Source organism: Rhizobium sp. L43 (assembly GCF_002531725.1).
Lineage (GTDB): Bacteria > Pseudomonadota > Alphaproteobacteria > Rhizobiales > Rhizobiaceae > Rhizobium.
Window position 1 is genome coordinate 1 of sequence record NZ_NWSQ01000014.1, and the last position, 18,750, is coordinate 18,750.

At 61.3% G+C, this 18,750-nt stretch carries 18 protein-coding genes; 5 read left to right on the plus strand and 13 right to left on the minus strand.

The genetic code is table 11. The annotated features are described in order from the left end of the window. The 4 genes from CO667_RS19000 to CO667_RS19020 all read right to left on the minus strand — a co-directional run. Nucleotides 1-2,853, minus strand: a 2,853-nt coding sequence (locus tag CO667_RS19000; RefSeq protein ID WP_179874181.1) for a M10 family metallopeptidase, incomplete at its 3' end; no start/stop codon positions are given. A gap of 574 nt (nucleotides 2,854-3,427) precedes the next feature. Beyond that, entirely contained in the window at nucleotides 3,428-4,231 is an 804-nt protein-coding gene (locus CO667_RS19010) for a Fis family transcriptional regulator (RefSeq protein ID WP_097619840.1), read from the minus strand. Continuing rightward, complete coding sequence (locus tag CO667_RS19015; RefSeq protein ID WP_097619841.1) at nucleotides 4,228-4,833, minus strand: RNA polymerase sigma factor; 606 nt, start codon at nucleotides 4,831-4,833, stop codon at nucleotides 4,228-4,230. The genes CO667_RS19010 and CO667_RS19015 overlap by 4 nt, the downstream gene beginning before the upstream one ends. Before the next feature lie 45 nt (nucleotides 4,834-4,878). Beyond that, nucleotides 4,879-5,415, minus strand: a complete 537-nt coding sequence (locus CO667_RS19020) for a tetratricopeptide repeat protein (RefSeq protein WP_097619842.1) — start codon at nucleotides 5,413-5,415, stop codon at nucleotides 4,879-4,881. A 167-nt stretch (nucleotides 5,416-5,582) separates the two neighbouring features. On the opposite strand from CO667_RS19020, the gene CO667_RS19025 reads away from it, so the two are divergent. The 3 genes from CO667_RS19025 to CO667_RS19035 all read left to right on the plus strand — a co-directional run bounded on the left by CO667_RS19025 (nucleotide 5,583) and on the right by CO667_RS19035 (nucleotide 8,456). Then, nucleotides 5,583-6,635, plus strand: coding sequence for a type III polyketide synthase (locus tag CO667_RS19025; protein ID WP_097619843.1), 1,053 nt, complete (start codon nucleotides 5,583-5,585; stop codon nucleotides 6,633-6,635). After that, nucleotides 6,632-7,135 (plus strand): isoprenylcysteine carboxylmethyltransferase family protein, encoded by a 504-nt coding sequence (locus CO667_RS19030; RefSeq protein WP_097619844.1) that lies wholly within the window; start codon nucleotides 6,632-6,634, stop codon nucleotides 7,133-7,135. The genes CO667_RS19025 and CO667_RS19030 overlap by 4 nt, the downstream gene beginning before the upstream one ends. Nucleotides 7,136-7,208: 73 nt before the next feature. Next, nucleotides 7,209-8,456: an FAD-binding oxidoreductase gene (locus CO667_RS19035; protein WP_097619845.1), complete on the plus strand. Its 1,248-nt coding sequence runs from the start codon at nucleotides 7,209-7,211 to the stop codon at nucleotides 8,454-8,456. Here CO667_RS19035 and CO667_RS19040 read toward each other — a convergent pair. From CO667_RS19040 to CO667_RS19075, 8 genes are all read right to left on the minus strand, one after another. Further along, nucleotides 8,446-8,985, minus strand: coding sequence for a gluconokinase (locus CO667_RS19040; protein WP_097619846.1), 540 nt, complete (start codon nucleotides 8,983-8,985; stop codon nucleotides 8,446-8,448). The two genes, CO667_RS19035 and CO667_RS19040, sit on opposite strands and share 11 nt — an antisense overlap. Before the next feature lie 26 nt (nucleotides 8,986-9,011). Continuing rightward, a complete protein-coding gene (locus CO667_RS19045) occupies nucleotides 9,012-9,965 on the minus strand; it encodes a peptide ABC transporter ATP-binding protein (protein WP_097619847.1) in 954 nt (317 codons plus the stop codon). Further along, nucleotides 9,962-10,978, minus strand: a complete 1,017-nt coding sequence (locus CO667_RS19050) for an ABC transporter ATP-binding protein (protein WP_097619848.1) — start codon at nucleotides 10,976-10,978, stop codon at nucleotides 9,962-9,964. Before CO667_RS19050 ends, CO667_RS19045 begins: the two co-directional genes overlap by 4 nt. Then, nucleotides 10,978-11,868, minus strand: coding sequence for an ABC transporter permease subunit (locus CO667_RS19055; RefSeq protein WP_096764880.1), 891 nt, complete (start codon nucleotides 11,866-11,868; stop codon nucleotides 10,978-10,980). The genes CO667_RS19050 and CO667_RS19055 overlap by 1 nt, the downstream gene beginning before the upstream one ends. A 9-nt stretch (nucleotides 11,869-11,877) precedes the next feature. Further along, nucleotides 11,878-12,882 (minus strand): ABC transporter permease subunit, encoded by a 1,005-nt coding sequence (locus CO667_RS19060; RefSeq protein WP_097619849.1) that lies wholly within the window; start codon nucleotides 12,880-12,882, stop codon nucleotides 11,878-11,880. 86 nt (nucleotides 12,883-12,968) lie between these two features. After that, nucleotides 12,969-14,564 (minus strand): ABC transporter substrate-binding protein, encoded by a 1,596-nt coding sequence (locus CO667_RS19065; protein ID WP_097619850.1) that lies wholly within the window; start codon nucleotides 14,562-14,564, stop codon nucleotides 12,969-12,971. 361 nt (nucleotides 14,565-14,925) lie between these two features. Continuing rightward, nucleotides 14,926-15,408, minus strand: coding sequence for an iron-responsive transcriptional regulator RirA (rirA, locus tag CO667_RS19070; protein ID WP_097619851.1), 483 nt, complete (start codon nucleotides 15,406-15,408; stop codon nucleotides 14,926-14,928). 281 nt (nucleotides 15,409-15,689) lie between these two features. Then, nucleotides 15,690-17,186 (minus strand): CoA-acylating methylmalonate-semialdehyde dehydrogenase, encoded by a 1,497-nt coding sequence (locus tag CO667_RS19075; protein ID WP_097619852.1) that lies wholly within the window; start codon nucleotides 17,184-17,186, stop codon nucleotides 15,690-15,692. 190 nt (nucleotides 17,187-17,376) lie between these two features. Here CO667_RS19075 and CO667_RS19080 point away from each other — a divergent pair, with 190 nt between their 5' ends. Together CO667_RS19080 and CO667_RS19085 are read left to right on the plus strand one after the other, a co-directional pair. Beyond that, on the plus strand, nucleotides 17,377-17,691 hold the full coding sequence (locus CO667_RS19080; RefSeq protein ID WP_097620003.1) for a putative quinol monooxygenase: 315 nt from the start codon (nucleotides 17,377-17,379) through the stop codon (nucleotides 17,689-17,691). Then, nucleotides 17,688-18,569 (plus strand): LysR family transcriptional regulator, encoded by an 882-nt coding sequence (locus CO667_RS19085; RefSeq protein ID WP_097619853.1) that lies wholly within the window; start codon nucleotides 17,688-17,690, stop codon nucleotides 18,567-18,569. The genes CO667_RS19080 and CO667_RS19085 overlap by 4 nt, the downstream gene beginning before the upstream one ends. On the opposite strand, the gene CO667_RS35450 is transcribed toward CO667_RS19085, so the two are convergent. After that, nucleotides 18,566-18,727, minus strand: coding sequence for a hypothetical protein (locus CO667_RS35450; RefSeq protein WP_097619854.1), 162 nt, complete (start codon nucleotides 18,725-18,727; stop codon nucleotides 18,566-18,568). The genes CO667_RS19085 and CO667_RS35450 overlap by 4 nt on opposite strands. Nucleotides 18,728-18,750: the final 23 nt, after the last annotated feature.

Consider the following 18,750-nt stretch of genomic DNA (forward strand, 5'->3'; position numbering starts at 1 on the left):
GTTGCCAATGCCGCCGACCAGCGTGTCATTGCCGGCGCCGCCATCAAGCGTGTCGTTGCCGGCGCCGCCGGTGATCGCGTTGGCGAGGCTGTTTCCAGTTCCGATAAAATCGCCGGTGCCGGTGAAGGTCAGGTTTTCGACATTGGCAATATTGATCAAGGCATAGGAAGAAAGCACCGTCCTGATCAGATCGGTGCCTGCATTCAGCCCTTCGGTGACCACGTCGGCCAGATCATCGACAATATAGGTGTCGTTGCCCGCTCCGCCGATCAAGCTGTCTGCTCCGGCCTTTCCGTCCAGGGTGTCGGCACCTGCCCCCCCGGTCAGGATGTTGTTCAACGCATTGCCTGTGCCCGTAAAAGTTCCCGTTCCGATATAGGTGAGGTTCTCGATATCGGCGCCAAGCGCATAGTTCGCCAATGTCGTGCGAAGCGTGTCGGTTCCCGCGGCAGCGGCTTCGGTGACGATGTCGCCGGCATTGTCGACGATGTAGGTGTCATCGCCCGCACCGCCGATCAAGCTATCGGCGCCTGTCCCGCCGTTCAGCGTGTCGTTGCCGGCGCCGCCGGTGATCATGTTGGCGAGCGCATTGCCGGTGCCGCTGAAGTTGGCGGATCCCGTGTAGGTCAGGTTCTCGACATTGACCAATGCAGCGATCGAGTAGGCTGCAAGCGCCGTGCGGATTTCGTCGGTGCCGGCGCTGACCGCTTCGTTGATCACGTCGCTCGCACTGTCGACGATATAGAGGTCGTTGCCAGCACCGCCGATCAGCGTGTCATTGCCGGCGCCGCCGTCAAGCGTGTCGTTGCCGGCGCCGCCGGTGATCACGTTGGCAAGGCTGTTTCCAGTCCCGCTAAAATCGCCGGTGCCGGTGAAGGTCAGGTTTTCGACATTGGCAATATTGGTCAAGGCATAGGAAGAAAGCACCGTCCTGATCAGATCGGTGCCTGCATTCACCCCTTCGGTGACCACGTCGGCCAGATCGACAATATAGGTGTCGTTGCCTGCTCCGCCGATCAGTGTGTCTGCTCCGGCCTTTCCGTCCAGGGTGTCGGCACCTGCCGCGCCCTTGATCGTGTTGGCGAGGCTATTGCCTGTCCCTGTAAAGACTGCCGTTCCGATATTGGTGAGGTTCTCGATATTGGCGCCAAGCGTATAGCTTGCCAGTGTCGTGCGGACCGTGTCGGTTCCCGCGCCGGCGTTCTCGGCAACGCTGTCGCCGGCATTGTCGACGACATAGGTGTCGTCGCCCGCCCCGCCGATCAGGTTATCGGCACCGGCCCCACCGTCCAGCACATCATTGCCGGCGCCGCCGGTGATCGTGTTGGCCAGCGCATTGCCTGTGCCGGTGAAGCTGGCGGATCCCGTGTAAATCAGATTCTCGACATTATTGCTGAGCGTATAGCTTGAAAGCGCCGTCCGGACTGTGTCCGTCCCCTTGTTCGCACTCTCAAGGACAAAATCGAAGCTAGCGTCGACCACATAGAGATCGTTGCCGGCACCGCCGATCAGCGTGTCGTTGCCGGCGCCGCCATCCAGCGTGTCGTTGCCGGCGCCGCCGGTGATCGTGTTGGCGAGGCTACTTCCAGTTCCGGTAAAAGCGCCAGTGCCGGTGAAGGTCAGGTTTTCAACATTGGCATTGATGGTCAAGGCATAGGAAGAAAGCACCGTCCTGATCAGATCGGTCCCTTCATTCAGCGCCTCAGTCACCACGTCGGCCAGACTGTCGACATTATAGGTGTCGTTGCCTGTTCCGCCGATCAGTGTGTCATTGCCGGAACCGCCGGAAAGCGAATCATTTCCGGCATTGCCCCAGAGCGTATTGTCCGCCTCATTGCCGATAATCGTATCGTTGCCGGAGCCGGCCTGAACGTTCTCAATCAACGACGCGACGTTGCCGTGATAAAGAAGGGCGTTGAAAATGTTGCCGCGGGCGTAACCATTGTTCGGACCTCCGCCCAGATCGGCCAACTGGCTCTGGGAAAAGACCGAGCACCCCCCTGCTCGCAAGTCGATTTTAAGGCCGGTCGTATAGGCACTCAGATCATAGGTGTCGGTACCGCCGCCGTCCCAGATTGTTGCGAAGATCCTGTTGGCAGCGGGCGTGATGGCCGCAACGCCGTTGACATAGGTGATGCCTTGGTTCGGATTCCACTTGTAGACGGTATTGTCACTGTTCGTCGTGTAGTCCGCACCATACATTTCCTGCAGGGCGGCGATGTCGAGCATCATGAAGGTTTGTGGCGCGCCATCATGCTCATACTTGTACCCACTCAAATCGTCTCCGACATACGTGTGGTAGGTCATGATCGTATATTCGAGCGAGTCGTAGGCTCGCGGAACGACTATCCCCCCTTCGTGAGCATGTTTCAGTCCGAGAGCGTGACCCAGCTCGTGCGCCAAGGTATGGCCTGCATAGTTGCCGAACCTCGGAAAGCGAAGATCATTCTCGGTGCCAGCATATCCCGTCCCGAACCAGACATCACCACCCGGCCCGCCGCTAGCTGGTAAATAGGCCCATGCCGTGTCAGGCAAAGACGATTGAGCGAACCGCACCGTTGCGGTGTTCGCGCTTCCGGCCTCAAAGTTGGCGTTCGTGAACCCCTCGACGGAAAAGCCGTCATTTGCCGCACTCCCGTAGGATTGCTCCATAAAGTACAAGGCGAGGGACTGCTGCTGGGACGAAATTGAAGAGAAAGAATGGTATTTTTCGTCACCATAGGTATACGATGACGAGCTCGTGGGAAACGCATAGGTTATCATTCCACTCCAGGCAAAGTCGCCCAAGAGCCCGTCTACCTTCTGATCCCCAGTCGAGCTGACGTACGTCGGCCAAGTATTAAGGTCCGTCATAAAATCCCCGTTTGCGCATCCATTCAGCCGCGCCTAATGCCAGTTTCCCTCTGCCGCAAATTGGGGGAAAATTCAACTAAAAGCTTTATTTCCCTTCAGGAAAGTTTTTGACCTTAGTAACTAACGCTCATGAAGCGCTTTCTCCGCAACCTCTATCCAAGGCTAGAAGACATATTCCAGCATTCTGCGCTCACCCGTTCGCACTTCCGCAATTGCTGCCATGCCCGCACTTAACTTGACGTTACAGTCATCTGCTGAAATTTAATAAGTCTCAGGCTCGGTGATATCGGGAAAGCGAGAGTCCGCATTGTTTCGGCGCCGCCGAACATTGTCTCGCCTGTCGTGCCGCGGGCTCGCCCTCACGACGTGCCGCGTCGGGTTCGAGGATCGCATCTGCCGCAATCTTGGTGACGTGGGCTGTGACGTTCCGTAGCGAGTGAAGGGAAGGCTTCGAGCTTGACGACAGCACCCTGTCCGACCGTGATGAAGCCGATGTCCTTGTTCAAAGCGTCAATTTCGCGCTCAAACGCGCTCCCCAAGAAAAACCGACGAAGCTGAAGTCCCGCTGAGCTGGTCAGCTTGAAAGCCTGCTCCGGGCGTTCTCCGCCAATTCCTGCACCCGGTCTACCGGGATGCGGCCGATCAGCATGAAGGCGTGCGTCGCGTTCGACCAATAGACGACATTCATGCCCTTGCGACTTTCGAGGTCCGGCGCCTTCGGCCCTTTGTCAGACTTGACGATGCAGAGCGCCATCGGACCGGTTTCGGGGTCGAGATAGGCGATCTGGGCGAGCGGTTTGCCATCATATTGCAGCAGCAGGGCGCGTTTGAAATCGATGCCCGGCAGCGAGACGGCTTCGGGGGAGAGTGACAGGCCGAGTTTTTCGTCGAGGCCCGCGAGCTGGGCGGCCTGATCCTCCCTGCTGGGGGCGGGGCCGGCGAGCGTTTCCGGGGTATAGAGCGAGATATAGTCGGCGACCACGGCGCGCCATTCGCTGTTTTCGTCCTTTGCCGACAAGCCCCTGCCGATGCCGATGACGGCGCGGTCGATGGCGATGCCTGCGACCAGCGAAGCGGCGAGCGCGCCGAGGAAGCGGCGACGGCTGGCGAATGCGGGCGTGGAGGCGGGTCTTGCGCTCGGCTGCGTCGGGATGGCGGCAAGCATCGTCTCCAGCTTCTCGCGCGGGGCTTCAGACAGCAGCGGGGCGAAGGCCTGCTTGAACGGCAGGCTGGCGCGCGCCAGGACTTCCAGCCGTTCGGCGGTGCTCTCGTCTTCGTTCACCATGGCCTCGATGCGCGCAGCCTCTTCGGCCGTCAGTTCGCCGTCGATGAAGGCGGTGAGGTCCTCGTCGGAGGGAATGGTGTGTTTGGTGTTCATTGCCGTCCCCCTTCCGATCCGGCGCCGGCGAGCCTGGCGCGAGCAGCCGCCAGCCGGCTCATCACGGTTCCGATCGGGATATCCAGTATGCCTGCAACCTCGCGATAGGAAAGTCCTTCCACATAGGCGAGGAAAACCACCGTCCGCTGCGCCTCGGGCAGCGCATTCACCTGTCTCAGCACCTGGTTCGCCATCACATGCGTTTCGGTGTCGTGGGCGCCATCGAAGGTCAGCGTCTCCCCGGCATCGACGAAACCCTGGCCCTGGCGCACCCGGCGGGAGCGGATCTCGTTCAGCCAAATCGAATGCAGGATCGAAAACAGCCAGCGGTCGAGCCGGGTACCGGGGATGAACTGATCGGCGCGCTCCAGTGCGCGAAGGCAGGTTGCCTGCACCAGGTCGTCGGCGACATCGCGCTGATGCGAGAGAACGAGACCATAACGCCAGAGCCTGGCCAGATTTTCCGTCAGGCCGCTCCTGATATCCGCTGCGCTCGCGATGGCCGCCTCCGACGATCCAACATCCTTCGGAACCGCCTGACGAACCGGCGATTCCACTCTTGCGCGACTATAGGCAGGAAAGTGGGTGCGCGCGACCGACATTCTTGCATCCCTTTCGTGCTTCCGCTTCCCGCCCGTGGCGACCGATCAGATCTTCGACGGGTCGAGGATTGCGGCGTTCAGGTCCTGATATTCCTCGCAGTCAGTGCCGCAGATCGCCTTGATTGACTTCAACTGATCCTTGGCGAGATCGAGCCGGCCCTTGATGACATAGGCTTCGCCGAGATATTCGCGGACCTTGGCATATTGCGGGTCCATCTTCACCGATTTGAGGTAATAGGAAATGCCTTCGTCGGTGCGGCCGAGCTTGCGGGTGGCATAACCGCGATAGTTCAGCACCTCGGCCGTGTTCTGATCCTTGACCGTATCGAGCATGGCAAGGGCCTCCTCATAACGGCCGGCCTTGGCCAGCGAATAGGCGTAGTCGGCACGGTTCTCATCGGAGACGTTGGCGCTCTGCTGCTTGACGCATTTCTTGGTCTTCTGGTCGTAGATCTCGCCCTTCTTGCAGGTGGGTGTCGTGCTGCTGTCATCGCCGATCGCAAAGACCGGGCCGGAGAGAACGGAAGCGGCAAGGCAGCCGCCGAGAAGGATGGAAGCGATGCGGACTGTCATGGTCGTCATGGGGAAACTCCTCTGGAAGTGACGTTGCGAGGAGAGAACACCGCTGCATCTGGCTTTATTCGCCGGCGTCTCCATTTTCTCCATCACGGCTTCGTGAAGCCGACGAGGTCGAATAAATCATCGGCACCGCGTGTTTTTCGTTCCGCCGGGAACGCAAGGAGAATTCTGTGACCGATACCGTGAAACTCGTCAGCCTCGCCGTCGCCGCACCCGAACATATCATTTTTCAGAAACAGGCGGTCGAAGCCTCGGCCCGGCTGTTTGCCGACCGTTTCGAGGATTTCCGCCATCTTGCCCGCGTCTTCGACAGTGCCGGCATCGAAAAGCGCCACGCGGCGCGGCCGCTTGCCTGGTTCGACGAGCCGCATGGCTGGCAGGATCGAATGCAGGCCTATGCGGAGGTGGCGGGCTCGCTTTTCGTCGAAGCGGCCAGTTCGGCCCTTCGTCAGGCAGGGCTTGAGGCCGGCGACGTCGACTGTGTCGTGACAGTCTCGTCCACCGGCTTTACGACACCGAGCCTCGATGCACAGATGGCCCGCAAGATGGGTTTCAGGGCCGATATCGAGCGCGTGCCGGTGTTCGGGCTCGGCTGCGCCGCCGGCGTGTCGGGTTTTGCGATCGCCGCGCGGCTGGCGCAAGGCCGGCCGGGCACTGTTGTGCTGTTCGTCTCGATCGAGCTTTGTACGCTCGCCTTCCGGCTGGACGAGCTGACGCGGCCGAACATCATCGCGACGGCGCTTTTCGGCGACGGCGCTGCCGCCTGCGTGCTGCGATCAGGCGAGGCCGGGCTGGCGGAAGTGGAATCAACGGGCGAGCATCTGTTTCCCGACACGCTCGATATCATGGGTTGGAAGATCGATGACGGCGGCTTCGGCATCGTGCTGGCGCAGTCACTGCCGCCCTTTGCCGAACGTGAGCTCGGGCCGGCAGTGGCGGCCATTCTGGTGCGCAACGGGCTGAGGCGCGAGGATATCGACCGCTTCATCTGCCATCCCGGCGGCACCAAGGTGCTGGCCGCGATGGAGAGCGCGCTGTCGCTGGCGCCGGGCTCGCTCGATCACGAACGCGCCGTGCTTGCAGAATATGGCAATATGTCCTCGCCGACCATCCTGTTCGTGCTGGCGCGGGCAATCCGCGCCGGATTGCCGGAGCGCGCGGCGATGATCGCCATGGGGCCGGGCTTTTCGGCCAGCTGCGTGACGCTCAGGAGGCTCGCATGATGTGGCCGTCGGTTGCGCTTCTGACATTCGTGACGCTGCAGCGGCTGGGCGAACTCGTGCTCGCCCGGCGCAACACCGCAGCCCTTTTCGCCCGGGGCGCCAGGGAGATCGCGCCGGAGCACTATCCCGCCATGGTGGCGCTGCATGCGGGCTGGGTCATCGGCCTCTGGCTGCTGGCGCCGGGCAGGCCGGTCGAGCTCTTCTGGTTTGTCGTGTTCATCGGGCTGCAGGTCCTGCGGCTCTGGGTGCTCGCGACCCTGAAAGGCCGCTGGACGACACGCATCATCATCCTGCCCGGCGCGCCGCTCGTCAGATCCGGGCCTTATCGCCTCCTCCGCCATCCGAATTACGCGATCGTCGTCGGCGAGATCGCCGTCCTTCCTCTCGCCTTCGGCCTGCCGTTTTACGCGATCGTCTTTTCACTGCTCAACGCCTGCATCCTCCTCATCAGGGTAAAGGCCGAAAATGCCGCACTGAAAAGCGCAATGATTTTGAAATGAATGCGATTTTTCGTTTGCGCGGCGGTATCGGCACGGGCATTTTCACGCCGATCACAAAGTGGAATGCAGGGGAATGACGAAGAACGCAATCGTGCTCGGCGCCGGCATCGTCGGGGTTTCCACCGCCATCCATCTCCAGCGGCGCGGCCGGCAGGTGACGCTGATCGACCGCAAGGATCCGGGCAACGAAACCTCCTTCGGCAATGCCGGGCTGATCCAGCGGGAAGGTGTGGCACCTTACGGCTTTCCGCAGCAGCTCGGGCTTTTGCTGCGTTATGCTTTGAATAACCGCATCGACGCGCATTATCACCTCAGCACGCTGCCGAGCCAGATCGCCTTTCTCGCCCGCTACTGGTGGAACTCCAATACGCGCCGTCACGCGATCATCACCCGGACCTATGCGCCGCTGATCGAACATTCGATTGCTGAACACAAGGACCTGATCGAGGCGTCGCAGGCTGAAGCGCTGATCCGCAAGGACGGCTGGATCAAGCTTTTCCGCACGCAGGCCAAGCACGACGCGGCTCTGGCGGAGGCAACACTTTGGCAGAGTGAATTCGGGGTCGGTTACGACAGCCTGGCTCCGGCCGATATCGCCGGCATGGAACCTGATCTTACCGGCGATTTCGCCGGCGGCATCCGCTGGCGCGACCCCTGGTCGGTGCTCGACCCGCATGCGCTGACATCGGCCTATCGCCGCTATTTCGAAAGCCTCGGCGGCCGCTTCGTCACCGGTGATGCCGCCTCGCTCGGTCCGTTCGGCTCCGGCTGGAAGATCATGACCGGGGAAGGTCCGCTCGAAGCCGAGGATACGGTGATAGCGCTCGGCCCCTGGGCCGCCGCCGCAACACGCCGGCTCGGCTATTCCTTTCCGCTTGGTGTCAAGCGCGGCTATCACATGCATTATGCCGCCGAGGGCAATGCGGTGCTCAACAACTGGATGCTCGATGCCGAACGCGGCTATCTCCTTGCACCGATGAACCGCGGCATCCGGTTGACGACAGGGGCGGAGTTTGCATCGCTTAACGCGCCGAAGACGCCGGTCCAGCTCGACCGGGCCGAAGCCGTGGCGCGCACCATCTTCCCGCTTGGCAAGCGGCTCGATCCCGAACCCTGGATGGGCGCGCGCCCCTGCACCCCCGACATGATGCCTGTTATCGGCAAGGCGCCGCGCCATCAGGGCCTGTGGTTTGCCTTCGGCCATGCCCATCACGGGCTGACGCTCGGGCCGGTGACCGGCCGCGCGCTTGCCGAACTCATCACCGGCGAGACGCCGTTCATCGATATTGCGGCCTATTCGCCGCGGCGTTTCAACCCGTGATGCCGAGCGCTGCAAGGCTCTTGAGCGCCGTTGCCGCGATGCCTTCGATCGTGTCGTCGATATCGACGGTGACGACGCCCGGCTCACCTGTGGGCACCTCAAGCGTCGCCAGCTGGCTGTCGAGCAGCGACACCGGCATGAAATGTCCCTTGCGCTCGCCCATCCGCTTCATCAGCAGCGCCCTGGAACCTTCGAGATAGACGAAGAACAGATTGCCACCGGCAGCAGCTCGCAGCCTGTCGCGATAGAGCCGCTTCAGCGCCGAGCAGGAAATGATGATGCCCTTGCTCTTCTCCAGCGAGGCCTTGATGTCTTCGCCGATGCGGTCGAGCCAGGGCATCCGATCCTCATCGGTCAGTGGAATGCCCTTCGACATCTTCTCGACATTGGCGGCCGGGTGAAGGGCATCACCTTCGACGAAGGCCAAGTGCAGGGCCTCGGCGAGCCTTTCGCCGACCGAGGATTTGCCGCAGCCGCTGACCCCCATGACGATGATCGCATGGGGTTTGTTCATCCGCTCATCCTGCATGTTTCCTCCCACGCCATATCTCCCGCTCAATCGAGCGGGAAATGACAGGCATATTGTTGTGCACCTTCTCCCCTTAATTCGGGAGAAACCTGACGACAATGGTCCTGCGCCTTCCAGCAGCGGGGATTGAAGTGGCAGCCGGACGGCGGCTTCAATGGCGACGGCAGTTCGCCCTGCAGGCGGATGCGGTTCTTCTCGCGCTCGGGATCGGCGATCGGTGTGGCCGACAGCAGCGCTGCCGTATAGGGGTGGCGCGGCCGGGCGAAGACCTCGGCGGCGGGACCGGTTTCGATCGGGCGGCCGAGATACATCACCATCACCTCGTCGGCGATGTGATGAACGACGGAGAGGCCGTGCGAGATGAAGAGATAGGCAAGCCCCATCTCCTTCTGCAGGTCCATCAGGAGGTTCAGCACCTGCGCCTGGATCGACAGGTCGAGGGCCGAAACCGGTTCGTCCAGCACCAGCACCTTCGGCCGCAGCATCAAAGCGCGGGCAATGGCGATGCGCTGGCGCTGACCGCCTGAGAACATATGGGGATAGCGGCCGTGATGCTCCGGACGCAGGCCGACGCGGGCCATCATCTCCTCCACCTTGCGGCGGCGGGCGGCAGCATCGAGATCGGTGTTGATCTTCAGCGGCTCTTCGAGGATCGCGCCGACCTTCTGGCGCGGATTGAGCGAGCCGTAGGGATTCTGGAAGACGATCTGCACCTGGCTGCGCAGGCTGCGGTCGCCGACGCGCGCAGGCTTGCCATCGATCAGCAATTCGCCGGCCGTCGGATCCTCGATCATCGTCACCAGGCGGGCGAGCGTCGACTTGCCGCAGCCGGATTCGCCGACGACTGCCAGCGTCTTGCCGGAATGGAGGCTGAAGCTGACACCGTTCAGCGCCTTGACCGTGGCATCGGCTTTGAAGAGACCGCGGTTGACGGTGTAGAAGCGGGCGAGATCCCTGCCCTCGAGAACAGCGCCGGTCATACCAGGTCTCCTGCGGTTTCAGTGGCCATGACGCCTGGATGCCCGAGCGGCTTGCCATCCTTCAAAGGATAGTTGCACAGCGCCAGCCCGAGTTCCGGCCCCTGGCGGACGACGCCGCGATCGCATTCGACCGTGGCGTAGCCGCAGCGCGGCGCGAAAAGACAGCCCGTCGGGCGGCCATGCTGGCCGGGCACGACACCGGCGATCGAGGGCAGGCGGTGGCCGACCTGGGCGCGCTCCGGCAAGGCGGCGAGCAGGGCTGCGGTATAGGGGTGGTGCGGATCGCGAAACAGCGCCCTCACCGGCTGCTCCTCGACCTTCTGGCCGGCATATTGCACCTGCACACGCTCGGCGGTTTCAGCAACGACACCCATGTCGTGGGTGATCAGCACCAGCGCCATGCCGTGCTCCTTCTGCAGGCGCACGAGCAGATCGAGGATCTGCGCCTGGATGGTCACGTCGAGCGCTGTCGTCGGCTCGTCGGCGATCAGAAGCTTCGGATTGCAGGCGAGCGCCATGGCGATCATGACGCGCTGGCTCATGCCGCCGGACATCTGATGCGGGAAGTTCGACAGGCGGTCTTCCGGCGCCGGAATGCCGACGAGGTTCAGAAGCTCGATCGAACGTTCGCGACGCTCCTTCCGGTTGAGGCCCATATGGAAGCGTAGTGTCTCGCCGAGTTGGAAGCCGACCGTGAAGCACGGATTGAGGCTCGACATCGGCTCCTGGAAGATCATCGCCATGTCCTTGCCGACGATCCTGCGGCGCTGGCGGGCGGAGATGCCGCGCAGATCCTGGCCGTCGAACTGCAGGCGATCAGCGGTGATTTTTGCCGTCCAGGGCAGAAGCCCCATCAGGGCCAGCATGGCGACGGATTTGCCCGAGCCGGATTCACCGACGACCGACAGGATCTCGCCCTTGTCGCAGGTAAGCGATACGCCGTCGACGGCGCGGAACAGACCGGATGACGTTTGGAATTCGACGGTCAGATTTTCGATTTCGAGAAGTGGCATCACGACCTCTTCAGCTTGGGGTCGAGCGCATCGCGCAGGCCGTCACCCATCAGGTTGATGGCGAGAACGGTGATGAGGATGGCTAGACCCGGGAATGTTACGACCCACCAGGCGCGCGAGATGAACTCACGGGATTCGGCGAGCATCGTGCCCCATTCGGGTGTCGGCGGCTGGGCGCCCATGCCGAGGAAGCCGAGGGCGGCGGCATCGAGGATCGCCGCCGAGAAGGCGAGCGTCGCCTGGACGATCAGCGGCCCAAGACAGTTCGGCAAAATCGTCTTGAACATCAGGCGCAGCGTTCCGGCACCGGCGACACGCGAAGCGATCACATATTCCTTCTCGCGCTCCGATATGACCGAAGCACGCGTCAGCCGCACGAAATGCGGCTGGTTGACCAGCGAAATCGCGATCATCGCATTGGTAAGGCCAGGCCCGAGCACCGCCACCAGCACGAGAGCAAGCAACAGCGACGGGAAAGCCAGGATGATATCCATCAGGCGCATGATCGCCGTATCGACCTTGCCGCGGAAATATCCGGCGACGAGGCCGATCAGCACGCCTGAGATGACCGAAAGCGTGACGACGACGACGCCGATGAACAGTGAGAAACGCGCGCCATAGATCAGCCGCGAGAGGATATCGCGGCCGACGGCATCCGTTCCGAGCGGGAAGGAAGCGCTGCCGCCCTCCATCCAGGCCGGTACGGCGAGCAGCACCGCACGGTTCTGCTCGTTCGGTTCATGCGGCGCAAAGAGCGGCGCGAAGACTGCAACGACCAGGATGACGATGAAGATCACGAGGCCGATGACGGCGCCCTTGTTGCGGGAGAAATAATGCCAGAATTCCGCAAGAGCGGATGGCTGGCCGGTTTTGACGGTGACCGTGCTCATGGACCGCTCCTAGTGACGAATGCGCGGATTGATGAAGCCGTAGAGAACATCAACAATCAGATTGACCATCATGATGACGCCGGCGATCAGGAGAAGACCGCCCTGGACCACGGCGTAATCGCGCTTGAAGACCGAATCGACCATCCATTTGCCGATGCCCGGCCAGGAGAAGATCGTCTCCGTGAGGATGGCGCCGGCAAGAAGGACGCCGATCTGCAGGCCGATCGTGGTGATGACGGGGATCATCGCATTGCGCAGTGCATGCACGCCGACGACACGCAGCGGCTTCAGGCCCTTCGAGCGCGCCGTGCGGACATAATCCTCACCCAGAACCTCGAGCATCGCCGAGCGCGTCTGACGCGCAATGACGGCAAGCGGGATGGTCGCCAGCACGATGGTCGGCAGGATGAGGTAGCTGACGGCGGAGGCGAAAGCCCCCTTCTGGCCGGACAGCAGGCTGTCGACCAGCATGAAGCCGGTGACCGGCTTGAAGAAATACATCAGCGAGATGCGGCCGGAAACGGGCGTCCAGCCGAGATAGCCGGAGAAGAAGATGATGAGCAGCAGCCCCCACCAAAAAATCGGCATGGAATAACCGATGAGTGCCACGCCCATCACGCTTTGGTCGAACCACGTGCCTCGCTTGACGGCCGCAAAGACGCCGGCGGGCACGCCAAGACAGACGGCGAGGACTATGGCACAGAATGAAAGCTCCAGCGTTGCCGGAAACAACGTCAGGAATTCGCCGAGAACAGGCCGCTTGGTGACGATCGAGGTGCCGAGATCGCCGTGCAGCACTTTTCCGAGATAATCGAAATACTGCACATACATGGGCCGGTCGAAACCGAGATCGTGCATGATCTGGGCGTGCCGTTCCGGCGCCATGACACGTTCACCCGACAGAAGCATGACGGGATCGCCGGGAAGCATGCGGATGAACGAGAAGGCAATGAGGGAAACGCCGAGGAATGTCGGGATCAGCACCGCGAAGCGGCCGATGAAAAAACGCAACATGGCAGATGTCCAATAGTTTCCGGCGGTCAGGAGACCCTGACCGCCGGCTGCGCCCAGCTCTGCCGGGCATTCTTACATTATTCTTGTTACTCGGATACGTCGACGCCGTCGAAACGGTGAATGCCGAGCGGGTCCATGAAAAAGCCCGAGACCTTCTTGCTCATCGGCACGAAGACGAGCGAGTGGTCGAGCGTCGCCCAGGGAGCTTCCTTCTTGAAGATCAGCTGGGCCTGCTCGTAGGCCTTGGTGCGCTCGCCGACATCGGCGGTCAGCTTGGCCTTGGTCATCAGCGCGTCATATTCCTTGTTGCACCACTGGGCGCGGTTGTTGCCGCCGACGGCATCGCAGCCGAGCAGCGTATCCATGAAGTTATCGGGGTCGCCATTGTCGCCGGTCCAGCCGAGGATGACGGCGCCGTCGCGCTTCACGTCGGAGGAAAGCTTCAGATATTCGGCCCATTCATGGGTGACGATCTCGACCTTGACGCCGACCTTGGCGAAATCGGCCTGGATCAGTTCGGCGGCGCGGCGGGCGTTTAGCATATAGGGGCGCGACACCGGCATCGCCCAGACCTTCATGCTGAGATCCTTGACGCCGGCATCGGCGAGCGCCTTCTTGGCGGCATCCGGATCGTACTTGTCGTCCTGAACGGCGTCGTTATACGACCACATCGTCGGCGGGATCGGGTTCTTGGCAACGGCGGCCGCACCCTGGAAGACGGCGTCGATGATCGCCTGCTTGTTGATCGCCATGTTCAGCGCGCGGCGAACGTCCGGCTTGTCGAACGGGGCCATCTGGGTGTTGTAGGCGAGGAAGCCGACATTGAGGCCGGCCTGTTCCATCACCGTCAGATTTTCATCCTTCTTCAGTTCCGGCACATCGGCTGCATTCGGATAGGGGATCAGGTGGCATTCGCCGGCCTTCAGCTTCTGGGCGCGGACGGCGGCATCAGAGGTGATGGCGAAAACCAGATCGTCGATCTTTTCCTTGCCCTTGAAATAGGTTTCGTTGGCCTTGTAGCGGATGACGGCATCCGGCTGGTAGGCGACGAAGGTGAAGGGGCCGGTGCCGAGCGGCTGCTGGTTCAGCTGCGCCATCTTGCCGTCGGCGGCAAGCTTGTCGGCATATTCCTTGGAGACGATCGAGGCGAAGTCCATGGCGAGGTCGGCGAGGAACGGCGCTTCGGGATGGTTGAGCGTGAACTTGACGGTGAGGTCATCGACCTTCTCGACCGACTTGATCAGCTCCGGGAAGCCCATGCCGGCGGCGTATTCGTAGGAACCGCCCTCGACATATTTGTTCCACGGATTGTCGGACTTCAGCTGGCGCTCGAAGGAGAACACGACGTCGTCGGCGTTGAAATCGCGCGTCGGCGTGAAGAAGTCGGTCGTCTGATACTTGACGCCCGGATGAAGCTTGAAGGTGTATTCCGTGCCGTCGGCCGAAACGCTCCAGCTATCGGCGAGGCCGGGCTCGATCTCGGTGCCGCCATGCTTGAATTCGACGAGGCGGCTATAGACCGTGCGCGACGAGGCGTCGAAGGTCGTGCCTGCCGTGTAGAGGCTCGGGTCGAAGCCTTCCGGCGAACCCTCGGAGCAATAAACAAGGGTCTTGGACCAGGCCGACGTCGCCATGACCGAAATCAGGGCCGTCGCTGCCAGCATGACAGAGATCTTTTTCATAATATTGTTTCCCGGTTGTTCTTTTTTGATGTTTGGAGACCTGAGATAGACATCCCGATCGACGGTCGATGGAACGACATTTATCTACTGAAAGCAACGGTCTACGGAGAAAATTTTTCCAGTTGGACAATTTTAGAAATTTTCAGTCAAAAATCGGCCTCATTTGGACATTTTCGGATAAAAATGACCGGGATTTCGTCGTATTTTGGATAATTGCGCCTCCTAAACGTGTGGCGATCGATCAGACCCACCCGCCACGCTTGCGGTATTTCCTCTTGTCGAGCCGGCGCAACGCGGCAAAATAAAAACCGCGATTGCCGGGGCAATCGCGGTTTCATAAACTCTGTCCTGCTCTCTGGATTCAGGCGGCCGGTGCAACGATCGCGGGTTTGCGATAGGGCTGCTCGCCAGTGATTCCGAGAAGGAAATTGATCTGCGGACGCGCCTTGACGAGATCGTCTATGGAATATTCCGACAGCACGGCGAAGAAGGCGTTGAGCGCCTTGCGCAGCGCCGAATTCAGACCGCAGCTATCGACCAGCGGGCATTCGACCATGCCGTCATCCTCGAAGCATTCGGCCATGGCGAAACTGTCTTCCGTCACCCGAACGACATCGAAGAGGGTGATGTCGGCCGCCGGCTTGCCCAGGCGCACGCCGCCATTGCGGCCGCGCACGGTCTCGACCAGACCCGCCTTGTTGAGCGGCTGGAGGATCTTGAAAAGAAAGAGTTCGGAAACGCCGTAGGCCCTGGCGATTTCCGGAATCCGGCTCAGGTGCCCGTCGTTGGCAGCACAATACATCAACATGCGAACCGCATAGTTGGTCTGCTTCGTCAACCGCATGCCATTCTCCTGACTCGTGCCTGTTCAGACCTATATAGGCGGTTTGGTAGTTTTGAACAATTCCAAAATATGAAATTCGCATTCAGCTTATGAGGCCATTTGCCGCGACGTCAATCCCGCCTCAGGATCTTCTGGTTGCAATCCATAATGACCTGCCCGCGCTCGGGCGGGCAGGGATAGTGAAAGCATGCCGGTGCGGTGCCCTTGGTTGCAGGAGATCAAATAAAACGGGGGCCGAAAGGCCCCCGAATTGCAGATTGTAGATCGATCAATCGCGCAGATCACTTCATCGTCGGCATGACGAATTCGGCGCCGCTCTTGATGCCCGAGGGCCAGCGGGCGGTGACGGTCTTGGTCTTCGTCCAGAACTTGATCGAATCCGTGCCGTGCTGGTTGAGGTCGCCGAAGCTCGAGGCCTTCCAGCCACCGAAGGAGTGGTAGGCGAGCGGAACCGGGATCGGAACGTTGATGCCGATCATACCGATATTGATGCGCGAGGCGAAATCGCGGGCGGCATCGCCGTCGCGGGTGTAGATCGCAACGCCGTTGCCGTATTCGTGCTTCATCGGCATCGACAGCGCTTCCTCATAGTTGTTGGCGCGAACGACGGAGAGGACGGGTCCGAAGATCTCGGTCTTGTAGATGTCCATCTCGGGCGTGACGTGGTCGAACAGGCAGCCGCCGACGAAATAGCCGTCTTCATAGCCCTGGAGCTTGAAATCGCGGCCGTCGACGACGAGCTTGGCACCTTCCTCGATGCCGCGGTCGATCAGGCCGCGGACGCGGTTATAGGCATCCTTGGTGACGAGCGGGCCCATATCGGCCTTGTCGTCGGTGTAGGGGCCGATGCGCAGCGATTCGATCTTCGGCGTCAGCTTCTCGACGAGACGGTTGGCGGTCTCTTCGCCGACCGGAACGGCAACCGAGATCGCCATGCAGCGCTCGCCGGCCGAACCGTAGCCTGCGCCCATCAGCGCGTTGACGGCCTGGTCCATATCGGCATCCGGCATGATGATCATGTGGTTCTTGGCGCCGCCGAAGCACTGGGCGCGCTTGCCGTTCATCGCCGCCGTGCCATAGACGTAGCGGGCGATCGGCGTCGAGCCGACGAAGGAGACGGCGCCGATATCGGGATCGGTGAGGATCGCGTCGACCGCGCCCTTGTCGCCGTTGACGACGTTGAGAATGCCGGCAGGCAGGCCTGCCTCGATCATCAACTCGCCGAGACGGATCGGCAGGGAGGGATCACGCTCGGAGGGCTTCAGGATGAAGGCGTTGCCGCAGGCGATCGCCGGCGCAAACATCCACATCGGGATCATGCCGGGAAAGTTGAAGGGCGTAATGCCGGCGCCGATGCCGACCGGCTGGCGGATCGAATACATGTCGATCGCCGGGCCTGCGCCCTCGGTGAATTCGCCCTTGGCGAGATGCGGGATGCCGCAAACGAATTCGCAGACTTCGAGGCCGCGGATGACGTCGCCCTTGGCATCCTCGATCGTCTTGCCGTGTTCCTTAGAAATCAACTCGGCAAGTTCGTCCATGTGCTTGTTCAGCAGCTCGACGAACTTGAAGAAGACGCGGGCGCGGCGCTGCGGATTGGTGGCAGCCCATTTCGGCTGCGCGGCCTTGGCGTTTTCGACTGCGGCGCGCAGTTCCTCGACGCTTGCAAGCGCGACCGCCGCCTGCACTTCGCCGGTCGCCGGATTGTAGACGTTGCTCACGCGGCCGCTGGTGCCGGCAACATGCTTGCCGCCGATGAAATGACCGATCTCACGCATGGGATGCTCCTCCTGTTTTTGGATGGCCTACAATCGCACTTCAATTTGCACAAATCAATGCGCTGATATAAGGAACTGTTGTGCGCAGATTATAGTCCTATCATTGCATCAAGCGCTGCTGCTTCCAAACTTGGCACGGCTCGCCGACAAGTCAAACGCCGACAAGCAAAACCCTGGGGAGGTCAATCCGATGAGCCGGAAACCCGTCGTCAGAATGGCGGAGCTGGAGATCGATCCGGACACGCTGGAAACCTATCGCGCATTGCTGACCGCAGAAATCGAGGCATCCCTGGCGCTGGAAGAGGGCGTCCTTTCGCTCAGCGCCGTTTCCATCCGGGCGCACCCAAACCGCATCCGTATTCTTGAGGTCTACGCCGACCAGGAGGCATATGAGGCCCATCTGCGGACGCCGCATTTCCTCAAATACAAGAACCAGACGGCGGGCATGGTGACATCGCTGGCGCTTATCGAGGTCGATCCGATCGCCATGCGTGCCAAGCCATGAACTGGGACGATGTTCGGATTTTCCTCGCCGTCGCCCGTACCGGGCAGATTCTCGCCGCATCGAAGCGGCTGGGGCTCAATCACGCCACGCTCTCGCGCCGGCTGACGTCGCTGGAAGAGGCGCTGAAGACACGGCTTTTCATCCGCCGCACAAATGGCTGCGAGCTGACGGCCGAAGGTGAAGTGTTCCTGGCATCCGCTGAGCGGATGGAAACCGAAATGCTCGCAGTACAGGCGAGCCTCGGCCACACCGATACGGCAATTGCCGGGACCGTGCGCGTCGGTGCGCCCGATGGGTTCGGCGTTTCCTTTCTGGCGCCGCGCATGGGCAGACTGATCGAGCGCCATCCGGAGCTGAAGATCCAGCTCGTCCCTGTGCCGCGCTCCTTCTCGCTGTCGCAGCGCGAGGCCGATATCGCCATCACGCTGGAGCGCCCCGAACAGGGCCGGCTCGTCTCCTCCAAGCTCACCGACTATACGCTCGGCCTCTATGCCTCACGCGATTATCTCGCTTCGCGAGGCACGCCCGGCGATATCGAGGCGCTGAAGGCGCATCCGCGCATCGGCTATGTCGAAGACCTGATCTTCACCGCCTCGCTGAATTTCTCCGGCGAGGTGATGCGCAGTTGGGATGCGAGTTTCGAGATTTCGACGGCAATCGGACAGACGGAGGCGGTCCGATCCGGCGCCGGCATCGGCATCCTGCACGATTATATCGCCCGGCAGTATCCGGAACTCCAGCGCATCCTGCCCGATATTTCGATCCGGCGCGCCTACTGGACGACCTATCACGAAACTGCGCGCGACCTCGTGCGTGTCAGGAGCGTTGCCGATTTCCTGCAGGAACTCGTCAGCGCCGAACGGCAGATTTTTCTTTAGGAAACGTGCTTGGCCGGCTCGTCGTTCTCATCCGGGTTCGGAACCGGCGCTTCGTCAGGAAGCCTGTCCGGCTCCGGCTCCGTGATCGGCGGCACCGGCTTCCAGCCGGGTGCCGGCAACGGCGGCTGATCGTGAATGGGTTCGTTGGGCACGGACATGGCCGCCTCCCTTTTCATGATGT